The organism is Rhodococcus sp. WY5, assembly GCF_018588185.1.
In the GTDB taxonomy this organism is placed as follows: Bacteria; Actinomycetota; Actinomycetes; order Mycobacteriales; family Mycobacteriaceae; genus Rhodococcus_F; species Rhodococcus_F qingshengii.
In genome coordinates this window covers 83,817-110,188 of record NZ_JAAMPR010000004.1, presented here as the reverse complement: position 1 = coordinate 110,188, position 26,372 = coordinate 83,817, and the positions used below count along the sequence as shown (strand labels likewise).

General features: G+C 61.2%; 28 protein-coding genes. 13 read left to right on the top strand and 15 right to left on the bottom strand.

Annotated features, from left to right (window positions below; genetic code table 11):
- Positions 1–237 precede the first annotated feature (237 nt).
- Positions 238–1,143 carry a non-homologous end-joining DNA ligase gene (gene ligD, locus G4D79_RS32295; protein ID WP_214514888.1) on the top strand — a complete coding sequence of 302 codons (906 nt, stop codon included), beginning with the start codon at positions 238–240 and terminating at the stop codon, positions 1,141–1,143.
- Positions 1,144–1,788: 645 nt separating this feature from the next.
- On the opposite strand, the gene G4D79_RS32290 is transcribed toward ligD, so the two are convergent.
- Entirely contained in the window at positions 1,789–2,016 is a 228-nt protein-coding gene (locus G4D79_RS32290) for a hypothetical protein (protein WP_037131601.1), read from the bottom strand.
- A 65-nt stretch (positions 2,017–2,081) separates the two neighbouring features.
- Here G4D79_RS32290 and G4D79_RS32285 point away from each other — a divergent pair, with 65 nt between their 5' ends.
- The 3 genes from G4D79_RS32285 (at position 2,082) to G4D79_RS32275 (ending at position 3,959) form a co-directional block, all read left to right on the top strand.
- Positions 2,082–2,804 (top strand): SOS response-associated peptidase, encoded by a 723-nt coding sequence (locus G4D79_RS32285; protein WP_003944653.1) that lies wholly within the window; start codon positions 2,082–2,084, stop codon positions 2,802–2,804.
- A gap of 94 nt (positions 2,805–2,898) precedes the next feature.
- Positions 2,899–3,702: a hypothetical protein gene (locus tag G4D79_RS32280; RefSeq protein ID WP_003944658.1), complete on the top strand. Its 804-nt coding sequence runs from the start codon at positions 2,899–2,901 to the stop codon at positions 3,700–3,702.
- On the top strand, positions 3,699–3,959 hold the full coding sequence (locus tag G4D79_RS32275; protein WP_003944643.1) for a hypothetical protein: 261 nt from the start codon (positions 3,699–3,701) through the stop codon (positions 3,957–3,959). The genes G4D79_RS32280 and G4D79_RS32275 overlap by 4 nt, the downstream gene beginning before the upstream one ends.
- 81 nt (positions 3,960–4,040) lie before the next feature.
- Here the strand turns inward: G4D79_RS32275 and G4D79_RS32270 are convergent, their stop codons facing one another.
- Genes G4D79_RS32270 through G4D79_RS32260 form a run of 3 tightly spaced genes read right to left on the bottom strand, consistent with a single transcriptional unit; the run spans position 4,041 to position 7,696 of the window.
- Positions 4,041–5,081, bottom strand: a complete 1,041-nt coding sequence (locus G4D79_RS32270) for an NAD(P)/FAD-dependent oxidoreductase (protein WP_003944645.1) — start codon at positions 5,079–5,081, stop codon at positions 4,041–4,043.
- Between the two features lie 16 nt (positions 5,082–5,097).
- Positions 5,098–6,333, bottom strand: coding sequence for an MFS transporter (locus G4D79_RS32265; RefSeq protein WP_011331649.1), 1,236 nt, complete (start codon positions 6,331–6,333; stop codon positions 5,098–5,100).
- 10 nt (positions 6,334–6,343) lie between these two features.
- Positions 6,344–7,696 (bottom strand): NAD(P)-binding domain-containing protein, encoded by a 1,353-nt coding sequence (locus G4D79_RS32260; RefSeq protein ID WP_003944612.1) that lies wholly within the window; start codon positions 7,694–7,696, stop codon positions 6,344–6,346.
- Positions 7,697–7,795: 99 nt separating this feature from the next.
- On the opposite strand from G4D79_RS32260, the gene G4D79_RS32255 reads away from it, so the two are divergent.
- Complete coding sequence (locus G4D79_RS32255) at positions 7,796–8,677, top strand: metalloregulator ArsR/SmtB family transcription factor (RefSeq protein ID WP_037131630.1); 882 nt, start codon at positions 7,796–7,798, stop codon at positions 8,675–8,677.
- A gap of 443 nt (positions 8,678–9,120) precedes the next feature.
- Here G4D79_RS32255 and G4D79_RS32250 read toward each other — a convergent pair whose 3' ends face one another.
- The 6 genes from G4D79_RS32250 to G4D79_RS32225 all read right to left on the bottom strand — a co-directional run bounded on the left by G4D79_RS32250 (position 9,121) and on the right by G4D79_RS32225 (position 14,352).
- Entirely contained in the window at positions 9,121–9,837 is a 717-nt protein-coding gene (locus G4D79_RS32250) for a TIGR02206 family membrane protein (RefSeq protein ID WP_003944610.1), read from the bottom strand.
- A gap of 89 nt (positions 9,838–9,926) precedes the next feature.
- Positions 9,927–10,346, bottom strand: coding sequence for a ubiquinol-cytochrome c reductase iron-sulfur subunit (locus G4D79_RS32245; protein WP_011331647.1), 420 nt, complete (start codon positions 10,344–10,346; stop codon positions 9,927–9,929).
- Positions 10,343–11,605 (bottom strand): ZIP family metal transporter, encoded by a 1,263-nt coding sequence (locus tag G4D79_RS32240; RefSeq protein WP_011331646.1) that lies wholly within the window; start codon positions 11,603–11,605, stop codon positions 10,343–10,345. Before G4D79_RS32240 ends, G4D79_RS32245 begins: the two co-directional genes overlap by 4 nt.
- Entirely contained in the window at positions 11,602–12,663 is a 1,062-nt protein-coding gene (locus G4D79_RS32235; RefSeq protein ID WP_011331645.1) for a multicopper oxidase domain-containing protein, read from the bottom strand. Before G4D79_RS32235 ends, G4D79_RS32240 begins: the two co-directional genes overlap by 4 nt.
- A gap of 244 nt (positions 12,664–12,907) precedes the next feature.
- Positions 12,908–13,435: a signal peptidase II gene (lspA, locus tag G4D79_RS32230; RefSeq protein ID WP_011331644.1), complete on the bottom strand. Its 528-nt coding sequence runs from the start codon at positions 13,433–13,435 to the stop codon at positions 12,908–12,910.
- Complete coding sequence (locus tag G4D79_RS32225; RefSeq protein ID WP_003944635.1) at positions 13,432–14,352, bottom strand: cation diffusion facilitator family transporter; 921 nt, start codon at positions 14,350–14,352, stop codon at positions 13,432–13,434. The genes lspA and G4D79_RS32225 overlap by 4 nt, the downstream gene beginning before the upstream one ends.
- Positions 14,353–14,531: 179 nt before the next feature.
- On the opposite strand from G4D79_RS32225, the gene G4D79_RS32220 reads away from it, so the two are divergent.
- From G4D79_RS32220 to G4D79_RS32195, 6 genes are all read left to right on the top strand, one after another.
- A complete protein-coding gene (locus tag G4D79_RS32220) occupies positions 14,532–16,463 on the top strand; it encodes a bifunctional copper resistance protein CopD/cytochrome c oxidase assembly protein (protein WP_047270589.1) in 1,932 nt (643 codons plus the stop codon).
- Positions 16,464–16,602: 139 nt separating this feature from the next.
- Complete coding sequence (locus G4D79_RS32215; RefSeq protein WP_230691701.1) at positions 16,603–17,481, top strand: M23 family metallopeptidase; 879 nt, start codon at positions 16,603–16,605, stop codon at positions 17,479–17,481.
- A 32-nt stretch (positions 17,482–17,513) separates the two neighbouring features.
- Positions 17,514–17,873 (top strand): BlaI/MecI/CopY family transcriptional regulator, encoded by a 360-nt coding sequence (locus tag G4D79_RS32210; RefSeq protein ID WP_003944627.1) that lies wholly within the window; start codon positions 17,514–17,516, stop codon positions 17,871–17,873.
- A complete protein-coding gene (locus tag G4D79_RS32205; RefSeq protein ID WP_047270591.1) occupies positions 17,874–18,824 on the top strand; it encodes a M56 family metallopeptidase in 951 nt (316 codons plus the stop codon).
- 117 nt (positions 18,825–18,941) lie between these two features.
- On the top strand, positions 18,942–20,699 hold the full coding sequence (ctaD, locus tag G4D79_RS32200; RefSeq protein WP_047270592.1) for a cytochrome c oxidase subunit I: 1,758 nt from the start codon (positions 18,942–18,944) through the stop codon (positions 20,697–20,699).
- A 28-nt stretch (positions 20,700–20,727) separates the two neighbouring features.
- Positions 20,728–21,264 carry a hypothetical protein gene (locus tag G4D79_RS32195; protein WP_223304456.1) on the top strand — a complete coding sequence of 179 codons (537 nt, stop codon included), beginning with the start codon at positions 20,728–20,730 and terminating at the stop codon, positions 21,262–21,264.
- Positions 21,265–21,395: 131 nt separating this feature from the next.
- On the opposite strand, the gene G4D79_RS32190 is transcribed toward G4D79_RS32195, so the two are convergent.
- From G4D79_RS32190 to G4D79_RS32180, 3 genes are all read right to left on the bottom strand, one after another.
- Entirely contained in the window at positions 21,396–21,587 is a 192-nt protein-coding gene (locus G4D79_RS32190) for an antitoxin (RefSeq protein ID WP_047270593.1), read from the bottom strand.
- Positions 21,588–21,735: 148 nt separating this feature from the next.
- Positions 21,736–22,386 (bottom strand): vitamin K epoxide reductase family protein, encoded by a 651-nt coding sequence (locus tag G4D79_RS32185; protein ID WP_052959927.1) that lies wholly within the window; start codon positions 22,384–22,386, stop codon positions 21,736–21,738.
- Positions 22,383–23,039, bottom strand: a complete 657-nt coding sequence (locus G4D79_RS32180; protein ID WP_047270652.1) for a DsbA family protein — start codon at positions 23,037–23,039, stop codon at positions 22,383–22,385. Before G4D79_RS32180 ends, G4D79_RS32185 begins: the two co-directional genes overlap by 4 nt.
- Before the next feature lie 183 nt (positions 23,040–23,222).
- On the opposite strand from G4D79_RS32180, the gene G4D79_RS32175 reads away from it, so the two are divergent.
- Both G4D79_RS32175 and G4D79_RS32170 read left to right on the top strand, forming a co-directional pair.
- Positions 23,223–23,765, top strand: a complete 543-nt coding sequence (locus tag G4D79_RS32175; protein ID WP_223304457.1) for a copper resistance CopC family protein — start codon at positions 23,223–23,225, stop codon at positions 23,763–23,765.
- Between the two features lie 42 nt (positions 23,766–23,807).
- Entirely contained in the window at positions 23,808–24,743 is a 936-nt protein-coding gene (locus G4D79_RS32170) for a cytochrome c oxidase assembly protein (RefSeq protein ID WP_054827426.1), read from the top strand.
- Positions 24,744–24,802: 59 nt separating this feature from the next.
- Here the strand turns inward: G4D79_RS32170 and G4D79_RS32165 are convergent, their stop codons facing one another.
- A complete protein-coding gene (locus tag G4D79_RS32165) occupies positions 24,803–25,546 on the bottom strand; it encodes a DUF305 domain-containing protein (protein WP_047270597.1) in 744 nt (247 codons plus the stop codon).
- Positions 25,539–26,339, bottom strand: coding sequence for a DUF3105 domain-containing protein (locus G4D79_RS32160; RefSeq protein WP_047270598.1), 801 nt, complete (start codon positions 26,337–26,339; stop codon positions 25,539–25,541). The genes G4D79_RS32165 and G4D79_RS32160 overlap by 8 nt, the downstream gene beginning before the upstream one ends.
- Positions 26,340–26,372 lie beyond the last annotated feature (33 nt).

Sequence of the window (26,372 nt, the reverse complement as noted above, 5' to 3'; positions counted from 1 at the left end):
TGTGAGATATGACGTGCTGGCCTTGGGAGGCACCGTCACCAGTCTCGGCAAATTTGTTATCTGCCTCTCCTCCTGGCATCCGCCCAAGTCGCTGAGCGACCAGGGCCGAACTCTCACCGCTACGACTGCGGTGAAACCCCGCGAAAACTCCGCCCATTGGGCGCCCTCGACAGATGAGCCGAGCAGATATAGAAAAAATTCCCCAGTTCGACCAGGCGTCGCCACGCACTAGTTCAGATAAGGGCCTTCGAATCGAAATGGGATGGCCAAAGAGCAATAGCAACAACAGGTTCCGTGCATCCGATGCTCTGGTCGCGCAACGGTAAAAACATCAGCGCATCATTTCCCGAGATCGTCGATGCACTCCGCTCGGTGCTCGAACACCGAGAAACCGTCCTCGACGGGGAAATCGTCGCCCTCGGACTGGACGGTGTGCCGTCCTTCTCCCTGTTGCAACGCCGGATGCACGTGCTCAGACCCACCGCACAGCTCCGCAACGAGGCCGTGACCTCGTATTACGTGTTCGACGTCCTCGACATCGACGGCACATCAACCAGCGATCTGCCCTATCTCGAGCGCCGCGAGGCGCTCGCCAATCTCAGTCTCGAACACCCGCGCATCAAAGTCCCACCGCACTGGCTCAACGTCGACGGACCGACCATGCTCGAGGTGGCGCGCAAACACCATCTGGAAGGTATCGTGGCCAAGAACATTTCCTCGATCTATCAGTCCGGCAAGCGATCTCGCGACTGGATCAAAACGCCTCTGAGGGCTAATTGTGAGGCCGTAGTGTGCGGCTTCCTCCCCGGCTCGGGAGGTGCGGCAGGAGGAGTCGGATCGTTGATCCTCGGCGCTCACGACGATTCAGGGGTCCTCAGATATATCGGAAACGTTGGTACGGGTCTGACCGATCGACAGCGGCGCGAACTACGAGACAAGCTCGTCGAACTCCATCAGTCGATCAGCCCGTTCACTATCGAGCCGCCGCGAGCGGTCACCCGCAATGCATCCTGGTCGAGGCCGATCCTTGTCTGCGACGTGGAATACCGCGAGTACACCGGTGGCAGCCTTCGGCACCCATCCTTTCGAGGGCTGCGCAACGACAAGACCGCCGATGAGGTCAACGTACCGGGTCGTCACTGAGTCACTGCAACAGTGCAAATCAGAAAGATTCGCTGATGGACAATTTGGTGGTTGTATTGGAGCCCGTTTCCGCAGCCTAAGTAAACGACGGGATCATCTACGAGCCAGGATGTACCAAACCAGAATGGCCAGGAGGGATGCCAGCGAGCAATACGCGAGGAAGCCTCCCATATCAATCCAGGTGCGTTCACCGAAGGGTCCTGGGCTTTATCAGCGAAACCTGGACTTCACGACTGCTGCGTCGGGCGAGGTGGATCCACCACACAGCAACATTGCCCACGCTCCATCCCAGCAGTAGCCACCGAAGCGCCCTGTTGGCTTTGTCGACTGAAGTTCGGTCCTCACTGCGTTGGCGCATGATTTAGTCTCCATCGTCGGCCGGAATACAGCACCTTTCGAATACTGCACATCCGCCAGTCGACCTCCCCGGCCGCCACTGATCGCCACCGGATATGACGAAGCCGCCGGCCCCGAAAAGGGTGTCCAGCGGCTTCACAGGGTCGGTGCCCGTCTTGCGCCTCTCGGCAAGTGGCCGCTCGAAGCGGCATTTCTGGGGTGGTACCCGGGGCAAAGAACCGAACACCGACAGCCTCTACAACGAGACGATGCGCGAACTTATTCCGCGCTGCTGACCAGCAAAGAAGGTCATTTTCGGGTGATGATCGAGCGCAGTACGAAACGGAAGACAACCGCGGTGCCGGCTCCGACCACAACGCCGGCCACCACTTCGGCAAGGAGAACCCCGACCGTGACACCGAGGACTGTGGCGGACGCGACCGCCAACGCGACATCGGCAGGTGCCGGCCGGGGACCGTTGATCGCACAACCCCTTTCCCTGCTTGTGATGTATTTGCTGAGATCATCACACGCCATGCGAGCGTGGAAGTAGGACCCACGCTGTTCAATGGGATAGGAACCGACTACGAGGAGGTCAGGCCATGTGCGGGCGCTACGCCAACCGAAGCTCAGGTAAGGAATTGCAGTCGTTTTTCGACACGATGCAGACTGTCGGCGACGAACTGCCCCCGTCGTACAACGTCGCACCCACTCAGCCCGTCCGCGTGATCCTCGAACGAACCCCACGCGAGGAACCCGGCGCCGAGCCCCAGCGCCAGCTCAGGACGGTCAAATGGGGCTTGCTCCCTGCTTGGTCAAAAGACCGGAAGATGGCGTCCAAGCTGATCAACGCCCGCAGTGAAAGCGTCACGGAGAAGCCCTCATTCAGAAGTAGTGCTTCCAAAAGGCGTGCCATCATCCCGGCCACGGGATACTACGAGTGGATGAAAAGTGAAGCAGGGTCGAAGGTTCCCTATTTTCTTCACGGCGAGGACGACATTCTCGCGATGGCCGGGCTCTACGAGTTGTGGCCCGATCCTGAACTGCCCGAAGATGATCCGAACAAGTGGGTATGGACCTGCACAGTCTTGACTCGGCCAGCCTCAGATTCCTTGGGACACATACACGACAGGTCCCCGCTGATTCTGCCTGAATCGTTCTGGGAACACTGGCTCGATCCGAATCTCACCGACAAAGGTGAAGTCCAGGCCATGATCAACTCCGTTCCGGAGTCGCACCTCGAACCGTACGAAGTCTCGACCGCGGTGAACTCTCCGAGGAATAACGATCCGAGTTTGCTGGAGCCGATCGCTGGACCGGCGTAAAACCCAACCGCTCCCGACTCTGTTTTTATCGAACCTGTGTTCGAGTATCCTGGTGGGCGGGAAGTGCGTGCGGATCCAGGAAAGCGGGGCGACGATGAACCAAAAGCCCCACTCGTCAGCAACAACAGTGCTGACCAAGGCGGAAAAGCTCGAACAGCTACGCCGCAAGATGGCCTCGATCCCTGCCCGCGCGGACGGCACCGAACCAGCTACTCCGTCGGTGATGCTCAAACCCGTAGGCGAGCGTGAGCCAACTCCGATCGTGGCCACCGCGCAATCGACTCTCCGGATGCTTCCCGTTCCGGAGCCGATCGGTGATCTGCTCCCACGCGGGGGGTTGGCACGAGGGACCGTCGTCAGTGTCGACGGCGCAGCCTCGGTCCTGATCGGCCTACTCGCCACCGTCACCGCTGCCGGTGGGCACGTGGCGGTGATCGGAATGCCCGGTCTCGGACTTCTCGCCTTCCACGAGCAAGGGGGCGACTTGGCGAAGGTCGCGCTCGTGCCGCAGCCCAAGGATGCTGGAATCGACTGCGCCGCAATTCTGTTGGAGGGTTTCGACGTGGTTGTCCTGGGCCTCTCTGGTGGCGCTGTAACGCCCTCTCGCGGAAGGGCTGTGGCCGCGCGTGCGAGGAGTAAGGGATCGCTGTTGATTGTCACTGAAGGGCAATGGGACGGTCCGGATCTGCGGATCTCGTCGCGGGTGGCCGGATACACAGGACTCACGGCGGGGAGAGGGCGTGTGACAGGGGTTCGGCTCGACGTCGCGGCCGTCGGCAAAGGATTTCAACAACGCACCGGCAGCCTGGAGATCCGGGACGAGAGCGGACAGCTCCGCTGGGCGACCGTCGACGACACCGCCCTCGCATCGACACCGCCATTGAGGGCTGCACAGTGATCAACACTGACCACTGGACCGAACGCTGGCCCGATCACCCCGTGATCAGGACATTCGACGAGCCGAGGGCAGTGAAAGTCGACATCGGCCGCGCGCTCCCGCTCGGGCGTGGGGGAGCATCACGCGCCGATCACGTGAGCATGCGGGTGAAAACGTCCGCGCTGTACATGTCCGGATACCTGGACGGAATTTTGAGGTACTGGGCGGGAAAATGCACGATGGCCAATGGTTGGCTTGTAGACAGACTTTGCGGTTGACCATTGACCACATCTGCAAATGTGGGTGGGTGAAGCTTTGAGGAGACGAGACTTTCGGTAGACGATGCCATCACGTCGGTTTCAGACTCCGAGAGTCCGGACGACATGGTGTGCATCGCGGCCCACCCCACGTAGGGACGCGGACGAGAGGCTTCGTTGCCATTCCAGTCCCACGTACCCGAGCCCGGGGTGGGTGGTGGACAGACCTTTCTTGTGGCGGGGACGGCCGGTGTCGGTGAGTGCCCCTAGTTCTGTGAGGTAGTCCAGGTTGGGGGTGTATCCGGTGGCGAGGATGACCGCGTCGACGGTTGTTGTGGTGCCGCCGGGCCAGAAGGCTTGGTTTCCTTCGAGTTTGGTGAACATGGCGCGGCGTTGCGGTGCGTCGGCGGTGAGCGCGGCGCGGTAGCGGCCGGTGTCGAACACCGGCGACGTCGGTGGCCGCGAGAGGAGATGCCCGATCGGGAGGGTGTCGATTCCGGTGTACTTGAACCAGAAATGCATGTCGCGACGTAGAGGGCGTTGCGGCGCGAATGTCACGGGTTTTCGGCTGGCCAGGATCACATCGGCTGTTTCGGCGAGCTCGGCAGCGATCTGTACTGCCGAGTTCCCGGCTCCGACGACGATGACGTTCTGCCCCGTGTAGGTGGTGGGTTCGCGGTAGTCGGCGGCGTGCACAACAGTCCCGGTGAAGGCATCGAGCCCCTTCAGTGCGGGAATGTGGGGAGTGCCGAATCCTCCTGTGGCGGCAATGATTCGAGGGGCAGTGAAGATGGATCCGCTGTCGGTCCGGACGGTGAACTGGCCCTCGCTGGTGGTGACCGTGTCGGCTCGCTCGTTGACGTGGAAATCCACATCGAGAGTCTTCGCGTAACGCCGGAGATAGTCGACGACTTCGTCGCGGCCGGGATAGCGGTCACCGTCGCCGCCGAACGGTAAACCGGGGAGGGAGCTGTACTTTGCTGGTGAAAACAAAGTGAGGCTGTCGTAGTACTGCGGCCAGGATCCGACAGGTTCGCTACCAGCTTCGACGATTGCGGTGTCGAGCCGCTGGCGGCGCAGATGATGCGCTGCGGCCAAGCCGGACTGACCGCCCCCGACGACGATCGCGTCGTAGTGCGTCATGAGAGTTCTCTTTCGGTCAGGAAGTGATCGGAATCGTTGTGATGGTGCGGAGGGCGGGGATGGTTGCTGCGCTGATCACCGCGCCGACCAGGGCGATCGCTCCAAGGACGAGGTAGGCGTGGGCGTAAGTACCGGTCCAGGTGGAAAGCACGGCGCCGGCCCACGGCGCCAAGGCCATGACGATGACGATCGGCGCGGACATCAGCCCGTTGAGGCGCCCGTAGTGTTCACCGCCCCAGCGGTCGGTGATGGCGGTGGCCTGTATCAACGTGAAGATGCCGCGGACCAGTCCGGCGCCGACGGCGATGCCGATCAACGCCGCCGCCGAGCTCGCCAGACCTAACCACGCGGTGCTCAGGGCGGCAACGACGATGACCGATACCGTGCGTACGCGGACACTGGTTTTCGCTGCGAGCGGTAGGTAGAAGATGCGGCCGATGACCTGACCGGCGCCGCCCAATCCGAGAGTGAGTGCGGCGAGGCTGGGACTGAAACCGCGTTCGATCAGCAGCGGTACGAGGTTGAAGACGCCGGCGGATGCGGCGAAGGCAGCTGCAGCGAGGGCGACGAGCAGAGCAAGAAATGGGATGCTGCGGGAGGTGCGGTGATAGTCGCCGGGCTGCGCATGGGGTAGCCGGTCGGGGTTGGGCCATCCGCCACGCAAACCCCAGATATGTCCGGGGATGGTGATCACAGCCAGTATGACCGCGAGGATCAGGTAGGTTGTGCGCCAATCGAATCGATCGGCCAGAGCGACAGACAGCGGCGCGAAGACGGTACTGGCCAGACCCGCGGCGAGGGTGAGAATCATCAGTGCTTTGACGTAGTTGTCGCCGTACCAGCGAGTCAGTGCGGCGAATGCCGGTGGATACAGCACCGCGCCCATCGCGATTCCGGCGAACACCCAACCCGCGAAAAACAGTGGGAGGGTGTGAGCTGTCGCGATGACCACCAGTGCGGGTACAGCGAGTACAGATCCTGTGGTCATGACCCAGCGGGGCCCGTGGCGATCGAGGATCCGTCCCACCGGTATGCCGACGGCGGCGGCGGCGAGTTGGCTGACCGAGAACGCCGCCACGATCACAGCGCTCGACCATCCGGTATCGCGGGAAATGGCTACCGACAGAACGGGAAACGCGTAGTACAGAATCCCCCAGCTGGTGATTTCGGTCAGACACAGCGCCACCAGGACCCGCCGCAGCCCCGACGGATCGAGGCTGACGGGGCGAGGCGGATCTTCGATGGTCGTCATCGGCTGTGCCCTATCCGCAGGAGTTGGAACTGCCGGAGGGACTGGACAGCGAGATCAGCTCCGGAGCAGGTGCGGCGCAGCAGCCACCCTCGGATTCCGCGGTATCGGGTTCGTCGAAAACACCAGCGCCGCCGCAGACTCCGGTTTCCGGGAGGATCAACTCCACCCGGGCGGCGGCCTCGTGATCGCCGGCGAGTTCGGCGGCGATGCTGCGTACCTGCTCGTACCCGGTCATCGCCAGGAACGTCGGCGCGCGGCCGTAGCTCTTCATCCCCGCCAGGTACATACCCGGTTCGGGATGGCGAAGTTCTTTCGCGCCGTGCGGATAGACCGTGCCGCAGGAGTGGACGTTCGGGTCGATCAGAGGCGCCAACTGTGTCGGGGCCTGCAGCACGGGGTCGAGGCCGAGTCGGATTTCCGACAGCCACGACAAGTCGGGGCGGAATCCGGTCAAGGTGACGACGTTGTCGACGTTCTCGATCCGGGTGCCGGCATCGGAGACCAGTGCGAGCTGACCATTGTCGGCGGATTCGACGGCGGCGGTGCGGAAACCGGTGACCACGGTGAGAAGTCCGTCGTCGACAGCCTTCTTCGCGCGGAGTCCGAGTGCGCCGCGAGCGGGCAGCTCGTCCGACTCACCGCCGCCGAACGCGGAACCGATAGCCCCGCGGCGAACAGCCCACGTGATGCGCGTACCGGGGGCTTGCTTTTCGAGTCCGGCTAGCGCGACGATGGCAGTCAGTGCGGAATGGCCGCTGCCTGCGATGACGGTGTGTTTCCCGGCGAACTGGGCACGGATCGCCTCGTCGTCGAGGTCGGGCACACGGTAGGTGATCGCGGCAGCGGCAGCCCTCTCGCCGAGGGCGGGCAGTCCTTCCCCGCCGAGCGGGTTCGGGGTGCCCCAGGTGCCGGAAGCATCGACGACGGCCTGGGCGAAGACGCGGTCCTCGCTGCCGTCGGCGCGGCGCAGGTGGATGGAGAGAGGTTCGGTATCGCGGCCGGCGTCGACGACCAGGTCGCGGCCACGTCGGGCGACGCCGATCACCTCGGTGTCGAACTGCACCGCATCACCGAGGGCGGCGGCGAGGGGTTCGAGGTAGAGCTGACGCCACTGCTGTCCGGTCGGGTACGCATCTACGTCGGGAGCGCTCCACCCGTTCTGCTCGAGCAGACACTGCGCGGCGGGATCGACGAGTTCGGACCAGCGGGAGAAGAGCCGGACGTGATTCCATTCGGCGATCGCCGTACCGGCGACGGCGCCTCGCTCAAGCACCAGCGGCGTGAGTCCTCGTTCGCGCAGTTGCGCGGCGGCGGCGAGGCCGATCGGTCCAGCTCCGATCACGACAACGGGTAGTTCGGTCATCACAAATTCCTTTCATCGACAATGATCGATCTTTAATTCGAACTGTATCGATATCAGTCGATGAATGCAACCATCGACGAAGGTCGATATAGTGTGTGCATGACATCGCTGCAGACCCCGACGGTGCGCGTCGGCGATTCGGACCCAGGTGCGGTCGACTCGAATGTGCTCGAGCAAGCTGACGCCGACACCTACGCGCAGTGGTTCGCGTGCCTGGCCGAACCGATGCGGGTGCGGCTGCTGCACCGCGTCGCGAGCGCTGCTGGCGGCATCACGATCGGGGCTCTCGCCGAGGCGTTGGGGATCGGGCAGCCCACGGTCTCCCACCATGTACGTAAGCTCGCCGATGTGGGATTCGTCAGCCTGCGCAAAGAGGGGACCAGCACCGTTGTCGCGATGAATCCGACGTGCTGCGTCGCGTTGCCGCAGGCCGCCGACATCGTGATGGGAGTTCTCGCGCCGCGGCCGTGCTGCCCGAGCGATCTTCCTGACGATGTCGCCGTCCGGGTCATGTCCGATGACGACTGGGACGCCGTTCTGCGGATCTACGGCGAAGGGATCGCCACGCGCAACGCCACTTTCACCACCGAAGTCCCCAGCCGGGAGTATCTCGATGCGCAGTGGCTGCCGAATCATCGCTGGGTCGCCACCATCGACGATGTCGTCGTCGGCTGGGCTGCCCTGAGTTCGACCTCCGGGCGGGACTGCTACCGCGGAGTCGCCGAAAATTCCGTCTATGTCGCCGACGGGATGCGCGGGCGAGGTGTCGGAAAAGCGTTGCTACGCAAGCAAGTCATGGCAGCGGACGCGGATGGGCTCTGGACCCTGCAGACGTCGATCTTCCCTGAAAATCGCGCCTCCGTCTCCCTGCATCACTCGGCAGGGTTCCGCACCATCGGGATCCGCGAGAAGATCGCCCAACTCGACGGGATCTGGCGCGACACAGTCCTGCTCGAACGCCGAACGGCAGCGGATTCCTGATTTTCTGAACCGCCAATCGAAGCATTTTTCGGCAATCGATCCGCCATATGTGATCAGCAACTCGAAGCAACCCCTTAGCTCGAGTGCAGAGTGAATCTGCTGAGACGTGATTCCCGCTGTAACTGGCAAATTATTCGTGGGCTGGTGTCACGTCCTCCTGCAGTGAGTTCTTGAGGGCTCGGGATCAGCGGCTTCACAGCAGAGCGGTCACCGTCGGGGATGTACGTGCAGACGAACTGGAGCGGGTGAAACTGAAAGTCTTCGCGAGTCGCCGATCGGAGTGTGCAACGCCGCCTGCATCTACATGCCGGTTGAGTATCACATCTGCTGCTCTCGCTTGCCTGTCACTCGGCTGCCCGGTAGCTCGATTGGGCAGGACTGTGCAGATTGTTGCTGAAAAGCGGTCGGTCCATGCCAGGGGTGCGGAGGTCGAGCGAGGACGGCTAGACCACGGGTTGCGCGGCGTCCTTGTCGAGAATTCCGTCTCTCTCCCACGGCCACGTCATCAGAGCCCAGATGATGAATACGATTGTCATCCCAGAAAACAGATACACCGGCCACGGACCCATCAGGTCCAGCAGCGATGCGGTGGAAGGTTTGGCGTTGAGAAAGCCGTAATTGGTATCGGCGATGCGATTGAAGATGAAAGTGACTATCGCCCATGTCAGCGTGACCAGTACCGCGAAGCGGTAGCTGCGCCATGTAGGTCGCATTCTCCGGCCCCACGTGAGATAGATCGCGGCCCAGACGACAAACAGGTGAATCGCCCAGAAGGCAAGAAACTCGTAACCGGGGAAGTCGGGCCCGGCCAGAGCCGGTGAAATCAACGCCTGCGTACTCAATACAAGCCCCCAGTAGTAGGTGAGGGCGAACGGCCAATGTCGGTGCGACCACAATGCGTAGATCGCGGACACTGTCGCGAGATCGGTGAGTTGTAAGGGTACGGATCCTCCTAGCGTGGGTGAGGACAGCGAGTAGAGCACCGCCGAGCCGTATATCACCGCCAGTATTCCGCCGAGGGCGCGGCTGAGGTGGCGAGCTTGCGCTTCGGTCTGTCTACGTCCCGCCCAGATCAGAAACACCGAACCCGCGACAAACAGAGCGATGGCTGCCCAATGCGATGGGCCGTACGCCGAGAACTCGGGTTGTGCAGAATACACATCTCTCACTTCCTCAGCGCCGCCGAACGCACTGTTCCATAACAACCTTCGCAGATAGCTGTCCCAGTTCGGAAGTGCCGTTCTCCGGCTTAGTTGACGATGATCGTGTCCGCGGTGCGAGAAAGGGCGTAGCTGTGCAGTGGCTTCTGAGCAGGTCGTTGCACGACCGAGCCATCGACGATGGAGTATCGGCTGCCATGACATGGGCAGTTGATCGTTCCATCGCTGACCTCGGAGACTACGCATCCCTGGTGGGTACATACCGCAGAGAAGGCTTGGAACACGCCTTCCTGCGGCTGGGTGATCACGACTTGCTCGTCCGCCAGAATGACTCCGCCGCCGACAGGAACCGCTGATATCGGAACCTCGGCACTGCCCAGGGTTACGCCGGGTGCATTGCTGTTGTTCTGGGTGCTACATCCGGCAACGGCGAGACAAGTTGTCGCGCAGGCTGTGAGGAGGACCGTTCTGCGCCCGACCTTGATGTCGGATGGATCGATCGTGCTCATGCGGGGACCACCAAACCAGTGAGAAACATCAGGAGTATTCCGACACCGACGCCGACGAGAACCATCGGATCCAGATCCGAGCGGCCTTGTGTGCGCAAGGACGGTGCAATTTGGATGACGACCTGGATGATTGCGCCGACCCCGACTCCGAGCAGCAACGCAGATACTTCACGGTTGTCGACGCCCGCCCCGATAACAGCACCGAGAATTGCCGGCGCACCCGCGATCAATCCCAACCCCAACAAGGTCAACAGGGGGGTACGTCGCCGAGCCAACGGTGCGATGATCGCGAGTCCCTCTGTTGTGTTGTGCAGGGTGAATCCGATAACGAGGAACGCGCCGAGCGCAAGCTCACCTACCGCATACGCGGATCCGATCGCGAGGCCTTCTCCGAGATTGTGCAATCCGATGCCGATGGAAATCATCAGTGCCAGTCTGAGTTCGGATGCACCTGTCGTACCGGCTGGGCGTCTTCCGCGTAGGTAGCGGTCGATGCACGTGAGCGTCAGGAAGGCGATCGCCGCGCCGAGAACGACGAGAGTGCCGCCGCCGAAGGCTCCGCTCGAGGCTGCTGCCAGCTTGAACCCCTCGCTCGTGCCGTCGAAGATCAAAAAGGCGAGCAGACCGACCGTGACGGCCAGCACGAATCTGACTGCCCTGACGCCGGCGCCCCGCATCACAGGTAGCAAGAGCATCCCGAGCAGGACCGGGATGACTCCGACGTATGTGCCCAATAGAGCCATCAAGCCGAAGAACGCCACTCCCGGGACGGGAGTTGCTACGGCAGCGGGAATTTCGTGTTCGATGACCAACCCTGTGGAGGTGAGCATCGAGACGAGGTACGGCTGTCCGGTGATCCACGGGTAGTCGAGGGTGATCGTCTGGGACTCGAGTCTGCCGATGGGATCTGCAGCGCCTACCAAATCGACGAATGTGTCGTTCACGGCAACTTGCGCGACGGTCACCGCGTCGGGGCCGGTGTTGCGTAGCGTCAACGTGATTCGGCCTGGTTCGAGGGCCGTTCGTTCGACGGAGATGTTCTCGATCGGTGGGCCGGTGCGTTCGGGGAGGCTTTGTCCGGCGAGCATTGCCAGCGCAGTCAGGGCGATGACGATGATCGCGAGTACTGCGGCGCCTCGGAGCCAAAGGCCGGTGCGAGATGCGCCTGTTTGATCGGACTCTGTATGCGCGGAACCCGCAGTGTCAAAGGAATTCTCATGAGTGCTCGTAGGAGAGGGAGGATCTGGGGTGCCGGTCATTCGGTCACCTCGAAGAATCCCATCCAGCCCAGATCGGCGAATTCGGTCTTGTGGGCGTGGAACATGTACTTGCCCAGGTAGGGAAAGCGCAGTTCGCATATTCCGCGCTGACCTTGGGCCTGGATGATCGTGTCCGTGAATTCGCTGGACTCGAGCCGAGTCCCGGTCGGGTAGTAGTCGAAGAAGTTCCCGTGCACGTGGAAGCTGTTGATCGGATCGTATTCGAGGACGTTGACCAGGTAGATGCGAACCAGCTCGCCTCGTTTCACCTGTACCGGTTCGTGCATGTGATGGAACGGGATGCCGTTGACCGCGTAGAGCTGGTTTCCTTGCCCGTCGAATGTGGTGTTGTAGCCGTGCATCACCATCACCATTTCGTCAGCCGCCGGGCGCCCCTGAGCTGGATCGACGATGAATGTGCCGTACATGCCGCGGGCAATGTGCTCTGCAAGTGGATTGACGTGGCAGTGATAGAGATGCAATCCGAAAGGGGTTGCATCGAATTCGTAAGTGAATGATTCGCCCGGCTCGATGATGCCCCGACCTACCCCGGGAATTCCGTCCATGTCAGCGGGATGGATTCCGTGAAAGTGCATCGTGTGAGGGTGCGCGGAACCGTTGACGAACCGCACCCGGAGCCGGTCTCCCTCACTGCATCTCAAGGCGGGACCTGGAATGCGGGAGTTGAAGGTCCACGCGGGAAAATAGACTCCGGGTGCTACCTCGATCTCCTCGTCGGCTGCGAAGATCTCCCACTCGCGTAGCGTTCGACCGTCAGGCAATTCGGAAGTCGTCCCGTAGTCGAAGTCACGCAGCATTGCCGTGGGATGAAACCCGTTGGCAGTGTGGTTCACCTGCTGACCGGCCCGAAAGGTCGCACCGCTCGTGCCGCCGTGACGGACTCCGCCGTCTCCGTCAGGTGCGGCGGTACCCGGGTTGGTGTTTCCGGGATGCTCGGTAGGCGATGCGCCCGCAACTCTTCCTGCGTTCATCATGAGTCCGGCTGATCCGGCGAGCGCCCCACCGATCAACAATTGTCGCCGCGACGGTGCGCTCATGGCCACCCGACCGAAGCATCGACATTCCTGGCAGTCAAAAGAGTCACACCTCAAAGTTTGTCATGCCGAACTTTATTTTCATAGCCCCCAAACTATCCGAACGCATTCGACCGAAAACAGGCGGACCGCGGAAATTTTCGACGAGTGGGGCGTCGTGGTTTCGCCACCTCGAACCGCAGAAGTTCGCAGAGATGGACTGCTTCCCTGTCGACAGCGCTCCGGCTCCCTCCTCGCTCGAATCAGGTCACACGGATTGCGGACGCTGAATCTCACGTTCGGACCCGCGCGCGGATTCGAACAGCAGCGACACGGCGACCAGGATGAATCCACAGGTGAGGTAGGTATCGGCAAGATTGAAGGTGGGCCACCAGCCGGTGTGGAAGTAGTCGGTGACCTTCCCGTCGAGGGCTCGGTCGACCACGTTGGAGGCAGCTCCGGCGACAATCAGAGCGAAACCGATCACGGCCACCCCGCGACTTTGCGGGACACTCCGCCAGGCGTATACGGCGATTCCCATGGTGGCGAGGCCGGTAAAGGCGATGATGACGGCACTCGGCAGCTGATTGCCCAGGCTGAAGGCGACACCACTGTTGTAAGCCAGCCTCAAACTGACGACGCCCAGATCCATCTCGTTGGCCCCGGACAGGTGCTTCCGCGCAACGGGCTCAATCGTCAGGGCGACGACGACCGAAACGAGCACCGTCGTAGCGAAGAGAATTCGTTTCTTGCGATGGGGGGATTTGTCGTTCGTGGTCACCTCGTTGGTACTCACCACGGAAGCTCCTGGCAACGCCCGTCACCCGCGGCGGGTTCTACCTGCAGGGTCGCGTGAACGAGATTGAACTGGGTGGCCAACAGATCCTGGGCAGCAGCGAGAACCTTGGTCGGATCGGACTCCTCGTCGATCGTCAGATGCGCCGACGCAACTTCCATGCCCGATGTGAGCGTCCAGATGTGAAGGTCGTGGGCGTCCTTGACCCCGGGGATCCCCTGCAAGGCTTGCGTCACCTCGGTGATGCTCACGCCGGCGGGGGCGTGCTGGAGCAGGATCCGCAGGGCATGGCGGCCGAGATTGTAGGCACGCGGTAGGACGAACAAGCCGATCGCAACACCGATCACCGGATCCGCGTACCGCCATCCGAAGATCAGTGTGACCAATCCGCTGATCAGGACTCCAACGGACCCGAGCATGTCAGCCATGACCTCGAGATAGGCGCCCCGGACGTTGATGCTTTCCTTCGCCCCGCTGCGAAGGAGCAAGAATGCCGCGATGTTCATCACGAGGCCGACGACAGCGACAATGCTCACCGGGAGTCCAGGGACCTCAGGCGGATCGGAAAGTCGACCGAGAGCTTCGTAGAGAACCCATCCGGCGACACCGAACAGGAGTAGGGCATTGAACAAGGCAGCGAACACCTCCGCCCGGTACATACCGAACGTGCGATCCGGGCGCGATCGCGCTCTTTGCGCAAGCAAGATAGCGGTCAATGCCATGAGGATGCCGAACACATCGGTGAAGACGTGTGCGGAGTCGGAGAGCAGGGCGAGCGATGACGTGGACAACCCCACGATGACTTGCGTGACGAACGTGACCAGACCGAGCCCGACGGCTATCCATAATTTGCGGACATGTTTACCCGATGCACTCGCAGCTTGTTCCGCAACGCCGTGCCCATGGCCGTGACCCATCTCGATATGCCCTTCTCGCCTATGACTGGAGCGTCGTATTCTCATATGCGCATATTTGCCAACGAGAGAGTTTCAGTAAACCCTGGCTGAAGCACCCATGCAACTATCCGTCATAGTATTTTGGTCCGGAGCGCCGATCGCGCGGGCGAGATCCACAATGCTGAGAGGTCCACCCGCAAATGATCGAAACCGAACCGTCCGGCGCCGATACCCTCGTCGTCGGACGACCCATACGGAAAGTATTGGGATGGGGTGTCATAGCTGCAATCACTGCGGCGGCATTGGCGCGCGCATCAACTTCCGAGGCGCTGCGATTGCTCGGACTTCCAGATCCGGGGCCCTTGACGATTTACGGACTCCCGGCGGTGATGGCGTTCGGCGAGGTTGCCGCCGTGATGACCGTAGGCAGTCTACTTTTGGCTGCCGTTCTCGTTCCGCCTCAAGCCTCAGGTGTACTCGATGTCGACGGATATCTGGCGCTACGAACCGCAAGCGTCGCCGCCGCTATCTGGGCGGTATGCGCGGCGCTGCTCGTTCCACTCACCCTCTCGGACAGTTCAGGCCAACCTCTCTCCGTCGTGTTCGCCGATCCAGGGCTGTTCGCTCGCGCGATTTCGGACATCGATGTCACAACTGCATGGGCATGGACCGCAGGGCTCGCACTCGTGCTCGCGATTGCGTGTCGTCTGACCCTGCGATATTCGTGGACACCGTTACTTCTCGCATTCGCTTTGTTCAGCCTGCTCCCCAGGGCATTGTCGGGTCACTCCTCTTCGGGTGGATCCCACGACATCGCCACGAACAGTTTGGTTCTGCATATCCTCGCGGCGTCGATTTGGATGGGAGGAATAGCGGCTCTCGTGTTGCATGCCCGCAGAAAGGGGAGCTATCTCGACTTCGCCGCGCGCCGCTTCTCGGCCGTGGCACTCATGGCGTTCGTCGTCATAGCGATCAGCGGTGTGGTCAACGCTGCCGTGCGGGTGCCGCTCACCGCGGTGTGGAGTAGCACCTACGGTGTCTTGATTCTTGCCAAAGTCGCCGCCTTGGTCCTCACCGGACTGGCAGGTTGGCGCCAACGGAAAATCGCGATCGCCGAACTGACGAAGGATCCTAGCGACGGTCGCACCTTCATTCGTCTGGCAGTGGTGGAGTCGGTGGTTCTCGCAGTAACCGTCGGTATCGCCGTCGCCCTGGGCCGCACGCCGCCCCCGGCGCCCACGGAGCGACAGGATCCGAGCAGAGTCGAGGAGGTGCTCGGGTATGCGCTCGATGGCGTACCGACTGCGGGCCGCTTGCTCGTCGACTGGCGATTCGATCTCATTTTCGGAACTCTCGCCGTGGTGTTGGCTGCGTGCTACGTCGTCGGCGTTTTTCGCCTCCGACAGCAGGGCGTGCAGTGGTCGACGTTCCGATCGGTCAGCTGGGCTCTGGGGTGCCTGGTGTTGCTTGTCGCAACATCATCGGGAGTGGGTAGGTATGCACCTGCAGTGATGAGTATGCATATGGCGGCAACGTCCGCCGTGGCGGTCCTTGCTCCACTCTGTCTGGTCCTGGGCGCCCCGTTCACGCTGTTCAGGCTCTCCGTTCGGCGATCGTCCGGAGATGCGCCGGGGCTGAGGGAATGGGCGCAAAGCGTGTACAGAGGCTCCTGGTTCCGATTCATGTCCCAGCCCTATGTGATTGCTGTGATTTTCGCCGGAGCCCTGCCTCTCCTTTACCTGGGAGGGATGTACAGCGCTGTCGCCGGCTCGCACGTCCCCCACCTGGTGATCAACGGAATCCTGCTGATCTGCGGTTTCATGTTCTTCTGGGTCATGGTCGGCGTCGATCCCTTGCCGAGACGAGCGAGCGCCGCGATCAGGACGGCCCTGCTCCTTGCGGCGTTCTTGGCCTACGGGGGCCTCGCAGCAGCACTGATCACCACTGACGCGGTGATTGCCGATCAGTACTTCACATCGTTGCAGCGCGGCTGGCTCGACGACCTCGCACGAGATCAACGGTTCGGTGCCGGACTGATACTCGCGATCGGAGCAATACCCCTGGCAATCGCGACAGGGCTTCTCCTCAACGCGTGCTGCTCGCCGAGATGTCATCGCGCGGCAGATGAGTAGGAGAAGGTGCATTTGCAGCGGGGCGTCTCGTCGAGATTCTGAATTTTGTCAACGCTCGCCCAAAAACTATGCGAAATAGTAGTACGCTGTCTGGGACCGTCACCATTCTGTGACCTTCCGCGACGCAAGGAATGCGATCTTGGCCCGACACCGCAAGCCCGACACCGACGATCTCGACTGCCCACTTCGGGAAAGTAGCTTTTTCGACACGCCACGCAGCGATCGCGACCTGCCAGTCGACACGATGTACATCTCCACCGCATCTGCAGTCGACCGTGAATCCGTCGCTGCAAGCGTTCAGGCGCGACGCGGCGGCGCTCATCGCCGACAGTCCCGCAATCGTCCTGGTGGACGGGCTTTGGTTCTCTCTGTCGCCACCGGCGCTTTGCTTGCCGCCGGCACATCCGCCTCACATGCATCGACAGGGAGCGTCAGTGTTCCCGTCGAGCTCGACCAGCAACCGTTGGCACCTCTCGAGCAGGCGCTGGCATCGGCTCCGGAAATTCTCCAGGTTCCCAAACTGGCCGAGCTGGGGAGGCTGGCCGAACAGTTGGCTCGAGGCACCGAACGCGACACCGATCGCGCTTCGAGAGAGGCAGCTGCACGCCAACCGCTGACGATGGCTCCTGTCAGCGGAACATTGACGTCGAACTACGGACCGCGTTGGGGGTCGACTCATTACGGGTTGGACATTGCCAATGAGATCGGTACACCTATCGTGTCCGTCACCGACGGCACGGTACTCGAGTCCGGACCTGCGTCCGGTTTCGGACTGTGGGTCCGTATCCTGCAGGATGACGGGACAATCGGGGTCTTCGGACACATCAACGAGACTCTGGTAACCGCGGGTCAAAAGGTGCGTGCCGGAGAATTGATTGCGACGGTAGGAAACAGGGGACAATCAACAGGGCCACATCTGCATTACGAGGTGTGGCAGGCAGACGGCCAGAAGGTCGATCCCATGGCATGGTTGGACGCGCGTGGGGTACAGATCCAGCCTCCGGCCGTCAGTGACTGACGCAATCGACGATTTCCGAAGGGGGAAGGAAGATGAAGAGACTCGGCGGGCTCGAATCCGAAGTGATGGATCTCCTGTGGGATGCAGAAGAGCCGCAGTCTGTGCGGGATCTGGTCGACCGCTTCGAGGGCGGCGCCCCGAAGGCATACACCACGATCTTGACCGTCGTGACGCACCTTCACGAAAAAGGGTGGGTGCAGAGGGAAAAACGAAGCCGCGCATACATCTATTCGCCATCGCGTAGCCGCGATGAAGCGACCTCACTGGCCATGCGCGAATTACTCGACAACAGCAATGACTCTGTTTCAGCGCTTCTGCACTTCGCGCAAAACGTCTCCGATGACGAATACGAGGCACTGCGGCGAGCACTGGATCACGGCAAGGTTCGGTAGATGACTCTCGCCGCAGTCCTCCTTCTCGGGGCCGTGCTCATCGGAGCGTTCATGCCCAAGGTTTTGCGGCGTTTCGAATCGACCACTCTGGCTCCTGCAGCGATTCTCGCGGCATGGATCGGCAGCATCGTGGGTCTGGGATTCCTTGCCGTATCGGCAGTAGTGATCCTTCTGTGGCCGAGCCATGCACCAGCGGAAGGGCTCTCCGAGGCCCTTGTGCGATGCTTCACTGCCTTCCAACACGCGATGGCCCCCTGGATCGGGGAAGCGCTCGCTGTCGGCGGAGTTGCGGTTACCGCGCTCATCGCCGTTCGCAGCTTGTTCTTGGCTCATCGGCAACATAAGGGCCGAGCCAAGGTCCGCGACTACCACCGTGATGTCGTATCGATCATCGCCCGCGCAGATCCGGCATCGGATGACGTTCTCTGGCTTGATCATCCGATGCCGATGGCCTACAGCGTCGCTGGACGGCCGGGATTCGTCGTAGCGACCAAAGGTCTCTCCGATTGCTTGACTGCATCCGAGCGTGAAGCGGTGATCGCCCACGAGCGGGCACACTTGCGAGGTCACCATCACCGAATCATCAATGTGTGTGAAGTCTTCGCGAAGGCGCTGCCGGTGATCCCGCTGTTCAAAGCGGCTCCCGCTGCGGTGCGGCGGCTGGTCGAGCTCGCTGCCGATGATCGGGCCGCACAGGCCACCAGCCCCGATGCCGTCAGGTCGGCGTTGCGCGTGGTGGCGACGTCGCCGCTACCTCAGCCGGTGTGGACTCTCGGGCTCGGTGACGACGAGATCTCGGTGCGCTTGGTCAGGCTGCAGACGGATTCCCGGATTCGCGGCACCAAACTGGTCTGCATCTCTGCTGCGATGCTCCCGATGATCGTTCCCGTCATCGCCGCGTTGACCACCATGGTCGTCTTCTCTGCGTCCGCTCATGCCCTCGTGACCTGACGGCAGTCGGAAAGGGTGGCCGAGGCGCCACCCGGACCCAAAAACTATGCAACGTAGTATTTGGGTTATGCTTCTGTCGCACACTCTATTTGCGTCTCGACAGGAAGCGGGCTGACTATGACCGCAATTGCATCACCCCCGATCCCCGCCCGGCCGTACCCCGCGCGACGGGCGCCGAAGGGATCGGTGCTGCGGAACCTTGTGACGACGACCGATCACAAGACGCTCGGCTTGATGTATTTGGTGACTTCGTTCGCGTTCTTCCTCATCGGCGGGCTCATGGCGCTGATCATGCGCAGCGAACTGGCGATTCCGGGCATGCAATTCCTGTCGAACGAGCAGTACAACCAACTCTTCACCATGCACGGCACGATCATGCTGCTGCTGTACGCGACGCCGGTGGTGTTCGGATTCGCCAATTTCGTTCTCCCCCTGCAGATCGGTGCGCCGGATGTCGCCTTCCCGCGACTGAACGCGTTCAGCTACTGGCTCTACCTTTTCGGTGCTCTCATCGCTACGGGCGGGTTCGTCACTCCCGGAGGTGCCGCAGATTTCGGCTGGACGGCCTACACGCCTCTGAGTTCGGCAGTCAGCTCACCTGGGGTCGGTGCGGATCTGTGGATTGTGGGGCTTCTCGTCTCCGGTCTCGGCACGATTCTCGGCGCGGTCAACATGATCACCACCATTGTCTGCTTACGCGCTCCCGGTATGACGATGTTCCGCATGCCGATCTTCACGTGGAACATCTTCATCACCTCTGTCTTGATTCTGTTGGCCTTCCCGCTGTTGACCGCCGCACTCTTCGCACTGCTTTACGACCGTCGCCTCGGTGGCAACATCTTCGACCCCGCGAATGGCGGAGTCCTGCTGTGGCAGCACCTGTTCTGGTTCTTCGGCCACCCCGAGGTCTACATCATCGCGCTGCCCTTCTTCGGTATCGTCTCGGAGATATTTCCGGTCTTCAGCCGCAAACCGATCTTCGGCTACAGCGGCCTGGTCTACGCGACGCTCGGTATCGCGGCGCTGTCGATCGCAGTGTGGGCGCATCACATGTACGCGACGGGCGCGGTTCTCCTGCCGTACTTCTCGTTCATGACGTTCCTGATCGCCGTGCCGACGGGTGTGAAGATCTTCAACTGGATCGGCACGATGTGGAAGGGACACCTGACGTTCGAGTCACCGATGCTGTTCTCTCTCGGATTCTTGATCACCTTCCTCTTCGGTGGTCTGTCCGGTGTGCTGCTGGCGAGCCCTCCGCTGGATTTTCAGGTCACGGATACTTACTTCGTGGTCGCCCACTTCCACTACGTGGTTTTCGGTACGGTCGTGTTCGCGACGTACGCCGGTATCTACTTCTGGTTCCCGAAGATGACCGGTCGCATGATGGACGAGCGCCTTGGCAAGTGGCACTTTTGGACCACGTTCGTCGGCTTTCACATGACGTTCCTCGTTCAGCACTGGCTCGGTGCCGAGGGTATGCCGCGTCGTTACGCCGACTACCTACCCGCGGACGGGTTCACCACACTCAATACAGTCTCGACCATCGGTTCCTTCATTCTCGGAGCCTCCACTCTCCCGTTCATCTGGAACGTCTTCAAGAGCTACCGATTCGGCGAAGTGGTCACTGTCGACGATCCGTGGGGCTACGGAAACTCGCTGGAGTGGGCAACGACCTGCCCGCCGCCGCGTCACAACTTCACCGAGTTGCCGCGCATCCGCAGCGAGCGTCCGGCCTTCGAGTTGCATTACCCGCACATGGTTGCTCGGATGCGAGCAGAAGCACACGTCGGGGCCGGTCACCGGCCGGAGACGAGTTCATCAGAATCGGAGAAGGTACTTACCGCATCCACGTCCGATGATGACGAGAAGAATTAGCTCGGCGGCCATACCGATGGGAAAGTCAATGTCAACACGAACAATGCCGGTGGTCATCGTCCCGGCAACAGATACCGCTGCCGCCCTACTCACGGACTGGTTGATTCGAGACGTACTGCCGACCGCTCTCGACGGCGGCGTGGCGAACCATGCTGGTGCCCGGTTGCGGACTTTGCCACCGGTATCTCGTCGCCACATCCGGCACCCCCGCAAACTTCGGGTTCACACCCGTCGAGTCAGCGAAGTAATCGCCGCAATCGAGAATCATCTCCAGACCGGAGCGGATTTCGTTGACGCAGAGCGGACCTTCATGCGTTCCACCACTGTCCTTCCAGACCCCGTGCTGAACGCCGCGGCCAGTATCAGTGGCGCAGTGATGGATATCGGGAGTTCCGCGGCGGCATTGGCGAATCGTGCCCTCCTTCTCGTTCCGACGACAATCGAGTCGTCGGAAGCGGCGCTCTCGACGCAATCGAGGGTAACCGAATCCTATTACGCCCTCCTTGCGCGGCTGTGGCACAGAGATTTTCACGCGAGTATCGTGATTCCGCAGACCGAACCCTGAGCGCTCCTCGCTTCGGTGTGCTGTCACGAGGGGGGCACACCGAAGCGAGATTATTCGCGCTCTCGACGCCGATTCTCAGTCGTACGGCGTGGAGACCAACGAGCAATCAGGCGGCAAGGCAAAGAGAGTCGCTACTTCTTCGGAGGAATCGCTCTCTTTGCCGCAAGCGCAGCCCTCCGGATCTGGCTGGTCAGTTTTCCACCGGTCTTGGCTTCGGCAGACGCGGCGGTTTTGTCGATCGCGTTTTCGATCTTGTCTGCGTTCTTCGAGGCAGCCTCCTTGCCCTTGTCGACTAGCGCTTTCGCTGCACCCATGAATTTCATATTCGTCTCCTTCTCCTGGCCTCATCGCCCTCTACTCGGGAGGGTTGCGGATCTAAAAACTAAGATCCATAGTAGTTGAGTTGAAGGTTGACTGATCGTGCAACAGTTGGCCGAGTGCGACGGCGTTGGCAGATTTTCGTGGGACTCGTCAGACCAGTGTCGACCAGTAGTCCCAGAATGCGCTGAGAATCATGCTCGCGACGGACACGATCCAGATAGTAAGCACGAGAGTGTGTTTCTCGGTGCCGACGGTCACGATTCGCGAGGAGGTCGACGCGCTACGAGCACCTAGATGCAAAATGGCATACCAGAGGGCTGTCATCGTCACCACCCACACGACCATGCAGTATGGGCACAGTGCCTGGATTCTGTACAGGCTTTGGAAAATCAGCCAGTGAACCAGCACCGCTCCGGTGAGCAAGCCGATGACGATACAGCGCCAATACCACTGAGGTAGTGCCTTTGCGGCGGTGAGGGTCACGATTCCCGTGGTCAGTAGGACGGTGAACCCGACTATACCGAGGATCGAATTCGGGAAACCGAAGATCGAGGCTTGTGGAGAACTCATCACCGATCCACAACTGAGGACGGGGTTGATGCTGCAGGACGGGCGATATGAGGGATCCGCGAGAAGCTGAAACTTCTCGATAGTCAGTATCAGAGACGCCGCCAAGCCGAGAGCGCCTGCTGCAGTGAGAATCCATCCGACGACATAGGGGGAGCACACTTTCGGGGCCGAGTCGACAGTCGGAGGTATACCAGTGTCGACGTGGGCACCGCGTGCTCCCGTTGATGTCATTGGGCCAGCGCTGCGTCGATGCGAGCGGTGAGATCGTCATATGTCGGCATGGACGGCAACTGGACGCCGTTGAGGAACAGCGTCGGTGTGCCCTGCACGCCCAGGTCGATACCTTCGTTGAAGTCCCCTTCGACACGCTCTGCGACTGCGGGATCATTCATATCTGCTTCGAAGGTCGCCATGTCGAGTCCCAGATCCTGGGCGAACGTACGGAAGAGGGCTACTTGAGATTCGGACGACTCGCCCCACTGGGTCTGCGTGTCGTACATTCGCTGGTACATCTCCACGAACTTCCCTTGCCTGGACGACGCTTCGACGACTCGCGCCGCGAGTCGACTGTTCGTGTGACTGGGAATGGGGAAGTACCGTACACCGAACGTGATGCGGTCAGCGTACTCAGCACGTATCCGCTCCATCGTCGGATACATCGCCAGGCATGCCTCGCACTCGAAGTCGAGGAATTCGACCAGAACGACATCGTTGTCCGGCGCAGAGGAAAGTAGATGCGTGTCGTCGCGAAGAACCGATGCGTCCGAAGCGCTGGCGCTGTTTGTCTCCCTCCCGCTGCGGTTGCCGAGCAACAGCGCGCCGAGGACGACAGCGAAGACAGCTATCAGGGCTATCGAGAATTTCGCGTTGGTGGTCAACTTCATGGATCCGCCTACCTGGTCGGTGTTCGTCGATGCGTGCAACCTTCCGGCCACCACACAGCCCTGAATACTATGCAACATAGTAGTCGGAGGTATTGTCTCAGCGAAGTGCGGTGTGCATCGATCGCCGGACTCCGCACCTCGATGGTGTGAGCCGAGTAGGAGGAACAGATTTTGAGGCGTGCAATGGTTGTGCTGCTGGTGGCTGCGGGGTGTGCGCTCATAAGCGCAGGCACCGCGCAAGCACACAGTGCACTGGTCGGATCGACTCCATCCGCCGACGCAGTTCTCGACACTGCGCCGAGTTCGGTGGAATTGGTTTTCAATCAGGAGATTCAGACGAGTTTCGCGAACGTGACCGTCAGTGCGGCCGACGGGACGCAGGTCGGAGCCGGGGAGCCGTCGGTGCAGGGAGAGCGCGTTTCTCTCGTGACGACCGGTCAGATGTCGTCTGGCACTTACACCGTTGGTTACCGGGTGATCTCTGAGGACGGACACCCGATCACGGGGTCGTACTCCTTCACCTTGAACGCGGCGAAGAACAATGCGGCGCCGCTTCCCGGAGGTGCAACACCTCCGGCAACTGTTGCGCCGTCGGCGGCGACCGCCGATGCCGACTCCGACGACGGATCCCCACTGTTGTTGCCGATTCTCGGTGGCGCAGTGGCAATCCTGTTCGTGATCGGGATGGTCATCGTTCTCCGCGGAGACAAGCGCTCGAAGCGCTGAGATGTTACAACACAGTACGAGCGGGGAGGGACCACGTAGGTGATGGACTGGATACGTTTACCCGAGGCCGTGCCTTCGTTCGGAGCAATGGTGGGGTGGGCGCCGCAGCCGCTCCCGGTCCTACCACTGATCGGAGTCCTACTGGCAGCGTGGTATGGCTGGGGTGTCTACCGGGTGACGTCTTCCGGTCGGGTGTGGCCGTGGACGAGGACGGCCAGCTTCCTCTTCGGCTGTATATTGCTGATCCTGGTCACGGGGCTCGCCGTCGAGGGCTACGGGTACGAACTCTTCAGTATCTGGATGTTCCAGCATTTGACCTTGTCGATGGCGATTCCACCACTGCTCGTTCTCGGCAGCCCAGGTCTTCTCCTGCTGCGCTCCACCCCTCACACAGGGTGGGGAATTCCGATCCTCAAGCTGGCATTGACGGCACTCAGAAGCCGGACGGCGAAGATTCTGCTACACCCCGGCGTCACGATTCCACTGTTCCTGTTCAGCTACTACGGCATCTACCTCTCGCCGGTATTCGACCTGGTGGCGTCGTCCTGGGTCGGTCACACAGGCCTGGAGCTCTTCTTCCTGGCCACTGGAGTGTTGTTCATCGTTCCGGTGCTCTCATCTGGGCCGTTGCCCGTCAAGCAAAGCAACCTGGGTCGATGTTTCGACCTCTTCGTCGAAATGCCTCTCCATGTTTTCATCGGCGTGATCCTGATGATGGCAACCTCGCCACTCCTGAGTACCTTCACCAATCCGCCGGCGTCCTGGAACGTCGATCTGATGGCCGATCAACAAATGGCGGGGGCTTTGGCATGGTCGTACGGAGAACCCGTCGCGTTGATCATCATGGTGGTTTTCGCGATGAGGTGGAATCGCGACGAGACCCGCACCAACGCCGCCGTCGACAAAAAGGCCGCCAGGGACGGTGACGTCGACCTCGAGGCCTACAACGAATTCCTCAAAACCCTTCCCCGTCGATGACTGCTCTCGGCATCTCGATGATCGGGTTCGGCGGATGCGACGGTGTGTGAGATGAGTGGTCAGTTCATCGGGATCGGTTGGGCACCTCTCACTGCGAGCAGTTCTCGCAATGCGGTCGATTCGGCCTGCTGTGTAGCGGCGATCTGTCGAGCAAGATTTGTCACGACGGGGAGATCGGCATTGTCAGCGGCGTATTGGGCCATCGGAATTCCCCCTTGATGGTGGCGCAACAGTAATTGCAAATAGCGAATCTCAAATGCCGGTCCGGTCAGGGTGCGTAGTTCCGCGAGTTCGGCGGGAGAAGCCATTCCCGGCATCGCGACTGATTCAGTTACGCCGGAATCACTTTGTCCGGTGCTCATGCCGGGCATCGAGTGATTCATCGCCGAGGAAGTTGAGGGCATCCACTCCATATACTCGCCCGTGCTCCGGGCGGGTCGATCCCAGATGGACAGCCACCCCTGCATCATTCCTATCTGACTTTGCTGAGTAGTGACGACGTCGTACGCGAGCGTACGGATAGCGGGGTCGGCAGTGTTCACCAATGCGAGGGACGACATCTCGACCGCTTGCCCGTGGTGAACCGACATGTCCTGCGCGAAGCCGACCTCCACTGCGCCGACGGCTGGGACCCCCTGCGAGGTGTTCTCGATCCGCCCCTTTGCCCACAGGCCGATGATGATTCCGATCAACAGAGCGATGACAATACCGACCACCAACACTGCGGCCGGCGTGGCATGGCGTTTGCCCGATGAATCGGATACCGACTCGGATTGAATCGATACCGCCTCGTGTTCAACCATTTTCGCGACTCCTCGTGATCGCCGGCGCAGGTGGGGTCGTTGCTGCGGGAAGACCAGTGGCTGACTGCTCCGACGCTGCGGGAATCGCGTCAGGGCCTGGCGGAGATGCGTCGAAGGGGAAAGGAGCGTTCGGGTCGAATCCTCCCGGGACCGTTGCACAGCTGGCACCGGCCTCTGGATGGGTGTTCGGGTTCTGTTTGAGGGCGGTGATGAATTTTGCGATACGGGGGTCGTCGACGCTGTCGACTTTGAGTTGGTGCCCCCACGACTGAATCGAAACGGGGGAATCGATGCCAGGGAACGGTGACATCAGGGAATACGGCTTACCGTTGACTTGGGAGGTAAGGGCGTCGACGTCGGACGGATTCAACGAGTCGGGGTTGTAGGCAATCCAGACCGCACCGTGCTCGAGTGAATGCACCGCATTCTCAGTGCGTATCGGCTCCGGGTAGACGATGCCTGTGCATGTCGCCCAGTACTGATCGTGCGCTCCTCCCAAGGGGGGAGTTTGATCGTATGCAACGCGCTGAGGCGCTTGAATATGATTGCCGGCCGCGTATTCGATTTCGGTTACCCCTTCGATGGACAGCGAGGGGTCCGGGTTGTCCGCGCTCGGAGCGTATTTTTGTGCTTCGGTCCTCTCGATGGCCTTGGGCACCATGTTGTAGGCGATGACCGAGACCAGGCCGGCGATAATCAGGACTGCGATCGATATCGACCACGGAAAACTTCGGCCACCGGGCACCCCACCGCCGCGGGGGCGGGGTGTGTTCTTCTTGCGGTTCTTCGACATTGGTGGACTCGTTCCCTTGCGCGCTGGCACCGA

Excerpts from the sequence above, each read along its gene's own strand:
- G4D79_RS32290 (WP_037131601.1), bottom strand. The coding sequence starts at position 2,016 with ATGGCGTGTGATGATCTCAGCAAATACATCACAAGCAGGGAAAGGGGT.
- G4D79_RS32285 (WP_003944653.1), top strand. The coding sequence starts at position 2,082 with ATGTGCGGGCGCTACGCCAACCGAAGCTCAGGTAAGGAATTGCAGTCG.
- G4D79_RS32280 (WP_003944658.1), top strand. The coding sequence starts at position 2,899 with ATGAACCAAAAGCCCCACTCGTCAGCAACAACAGTGCTGACCAAGGCG.
- G4D79_RS32270 (WP_003944645.1), bottom strand. The coding sequence starts at position 5,081 with ATGACGCACTACGACGCGATCGTCGTCGGGGGCGGTCAGTCCGGCTTG.
- G4D79_RS32265 (WP_011331649.1), bottom strand. The coding sequence starts at position 6,333 with ATGACGACCATCGAAGATCCGCCTCGCCCCGTCAGCCTCGATCCGTCG.
- G4D79_RS32260 (WP_003944612.1), bottom strand. The coding sequence starts at position 7,696 with ATGACCGAACTACCCGTTGTCGTGATCGGAGCTGGACCGATCGGCCTC.
- G4D79_RS32255 (WP_037131630.1), top strand. The coding sequence starts at position 7,796 with ATGACATCGCTGCAGACCCCGACGGTGCGCGTCGGCGATTCGGACCCA.
- G4D79_RS32245 (WP_011331647.1), bottom strand. The coding sequence starts at position 10,346 with ATGAGCACGATCGATCCATCCGACATCAAGGTCGGGCGCAGAACGGTC.
- G4D79_RS32240 (WP_011331646.1), bottom strand. The coding sequence starts at position 11,605 with ATGACCGGCACCCCAGATCCTCCCTCTCCTACGAGCACTCATGAGAAT.
- G4D79_RS32235 (WP_011331645.1), bottom strand. The coding sequence starts at position 12,663 with ATGAGCGCACCGTCGCGGCGACAATTGTTGATCGGTGGGGCGCTCGCC.
- G4D79_RS32225 (WP_003944635.1), bottom strand. The coding sequence starts at position 14,352 with ATGGGTCACGGCCATGGGCACGGCGTTGCGGAACAAGCTGCGAGTGCA.
- G4D79_RS32220 (WP_047270589.1), top strand. The coding sequence starts at position 14,532 with ATGATCGAAACCGAACCGTCCGGCGCCGATACCCTCGTCGTCGGACGA.
- G4D79_RS32210 (WP_003944627.1), top strand. The coding sequence starts at position 17,514 with ATGAAGAGACTCGGCGGGCTCGAATCCGAAGTGATGGATCTCCTGTGG.
- G4D79_RS32205 (WP_047270591.1), top strand. The coding sequence starts at position 17,874 with ATGACTCTCGCCGCAGTCCTCCTTCTCGGGGCCGTGCTCATCGGAGCG.
- ctaD (WP_047270592.1), top strand. The coding sequence starts at position 18,942 with ATGACCGCAATTGCATCACCCCCGATCCCCGCCCGGCCGTACCCCGCG.
- G4D79_RS32195 (WP_223304456.1), top strand. The coding sequence starts at position 20,728 with ATGTCAACACGAACAATGCCGGTGGTCATCGTCCCGGCAACAGATACC.
- G4D79_RS32190 (WP_047270593.1), bottom strand. The coding sequence starts at position 21,587 with ATGAAATTCATGGGTGCAGCGAAAGCGCTAGTCGACAAGGGCAAGGAG.
- G4D79_RS32185 (WP_052959927.1), bottom strand. The coding sequence starts at position 22,386 with ATGACATCAACGGGAGCACGCGGTGCCCACGTCGACACTGGTATACCT.
- G4D79_RS32180 (WP_047270652.1), bottom strand. The coding sequence starts at position 23,039 with ATGAAGTTGACCACCAACGCGAAATTCTCGATAGCCCTGATAGCTGTC.
- G4D79_RS32175 (WP_223304457.1), top strand. The coding sequence starts at position 23,223 with ATGGTTGTGCTGCTGGTGGCTGCGGGGTGTGCGCTCATAAGCGCAGGC.
- G4D79_RS32170 (WP_054827426.1), top strand. The coding sequence starts at position 23,808 with ATGGACTGGATACGTTTACCCGAGGCCGTGCCTTCGTTCGGAGCAATG.
- G4D79_RS32165 (WP_047270597.1), bottom strand. The coding sequence starts at position 25,546 with ATGGTTGAACACGAGGCGGTATCGATTCAATCCGAGTCGGTATCCGAT.
- G4D79_RS32160 (WP_047270598.1), bottom strand. The coding sequence starts at position 26,339 with ATGTCGAAGAACCGCAAGAAGAACACACCCCGCCCCCGCGGCGGTGGG.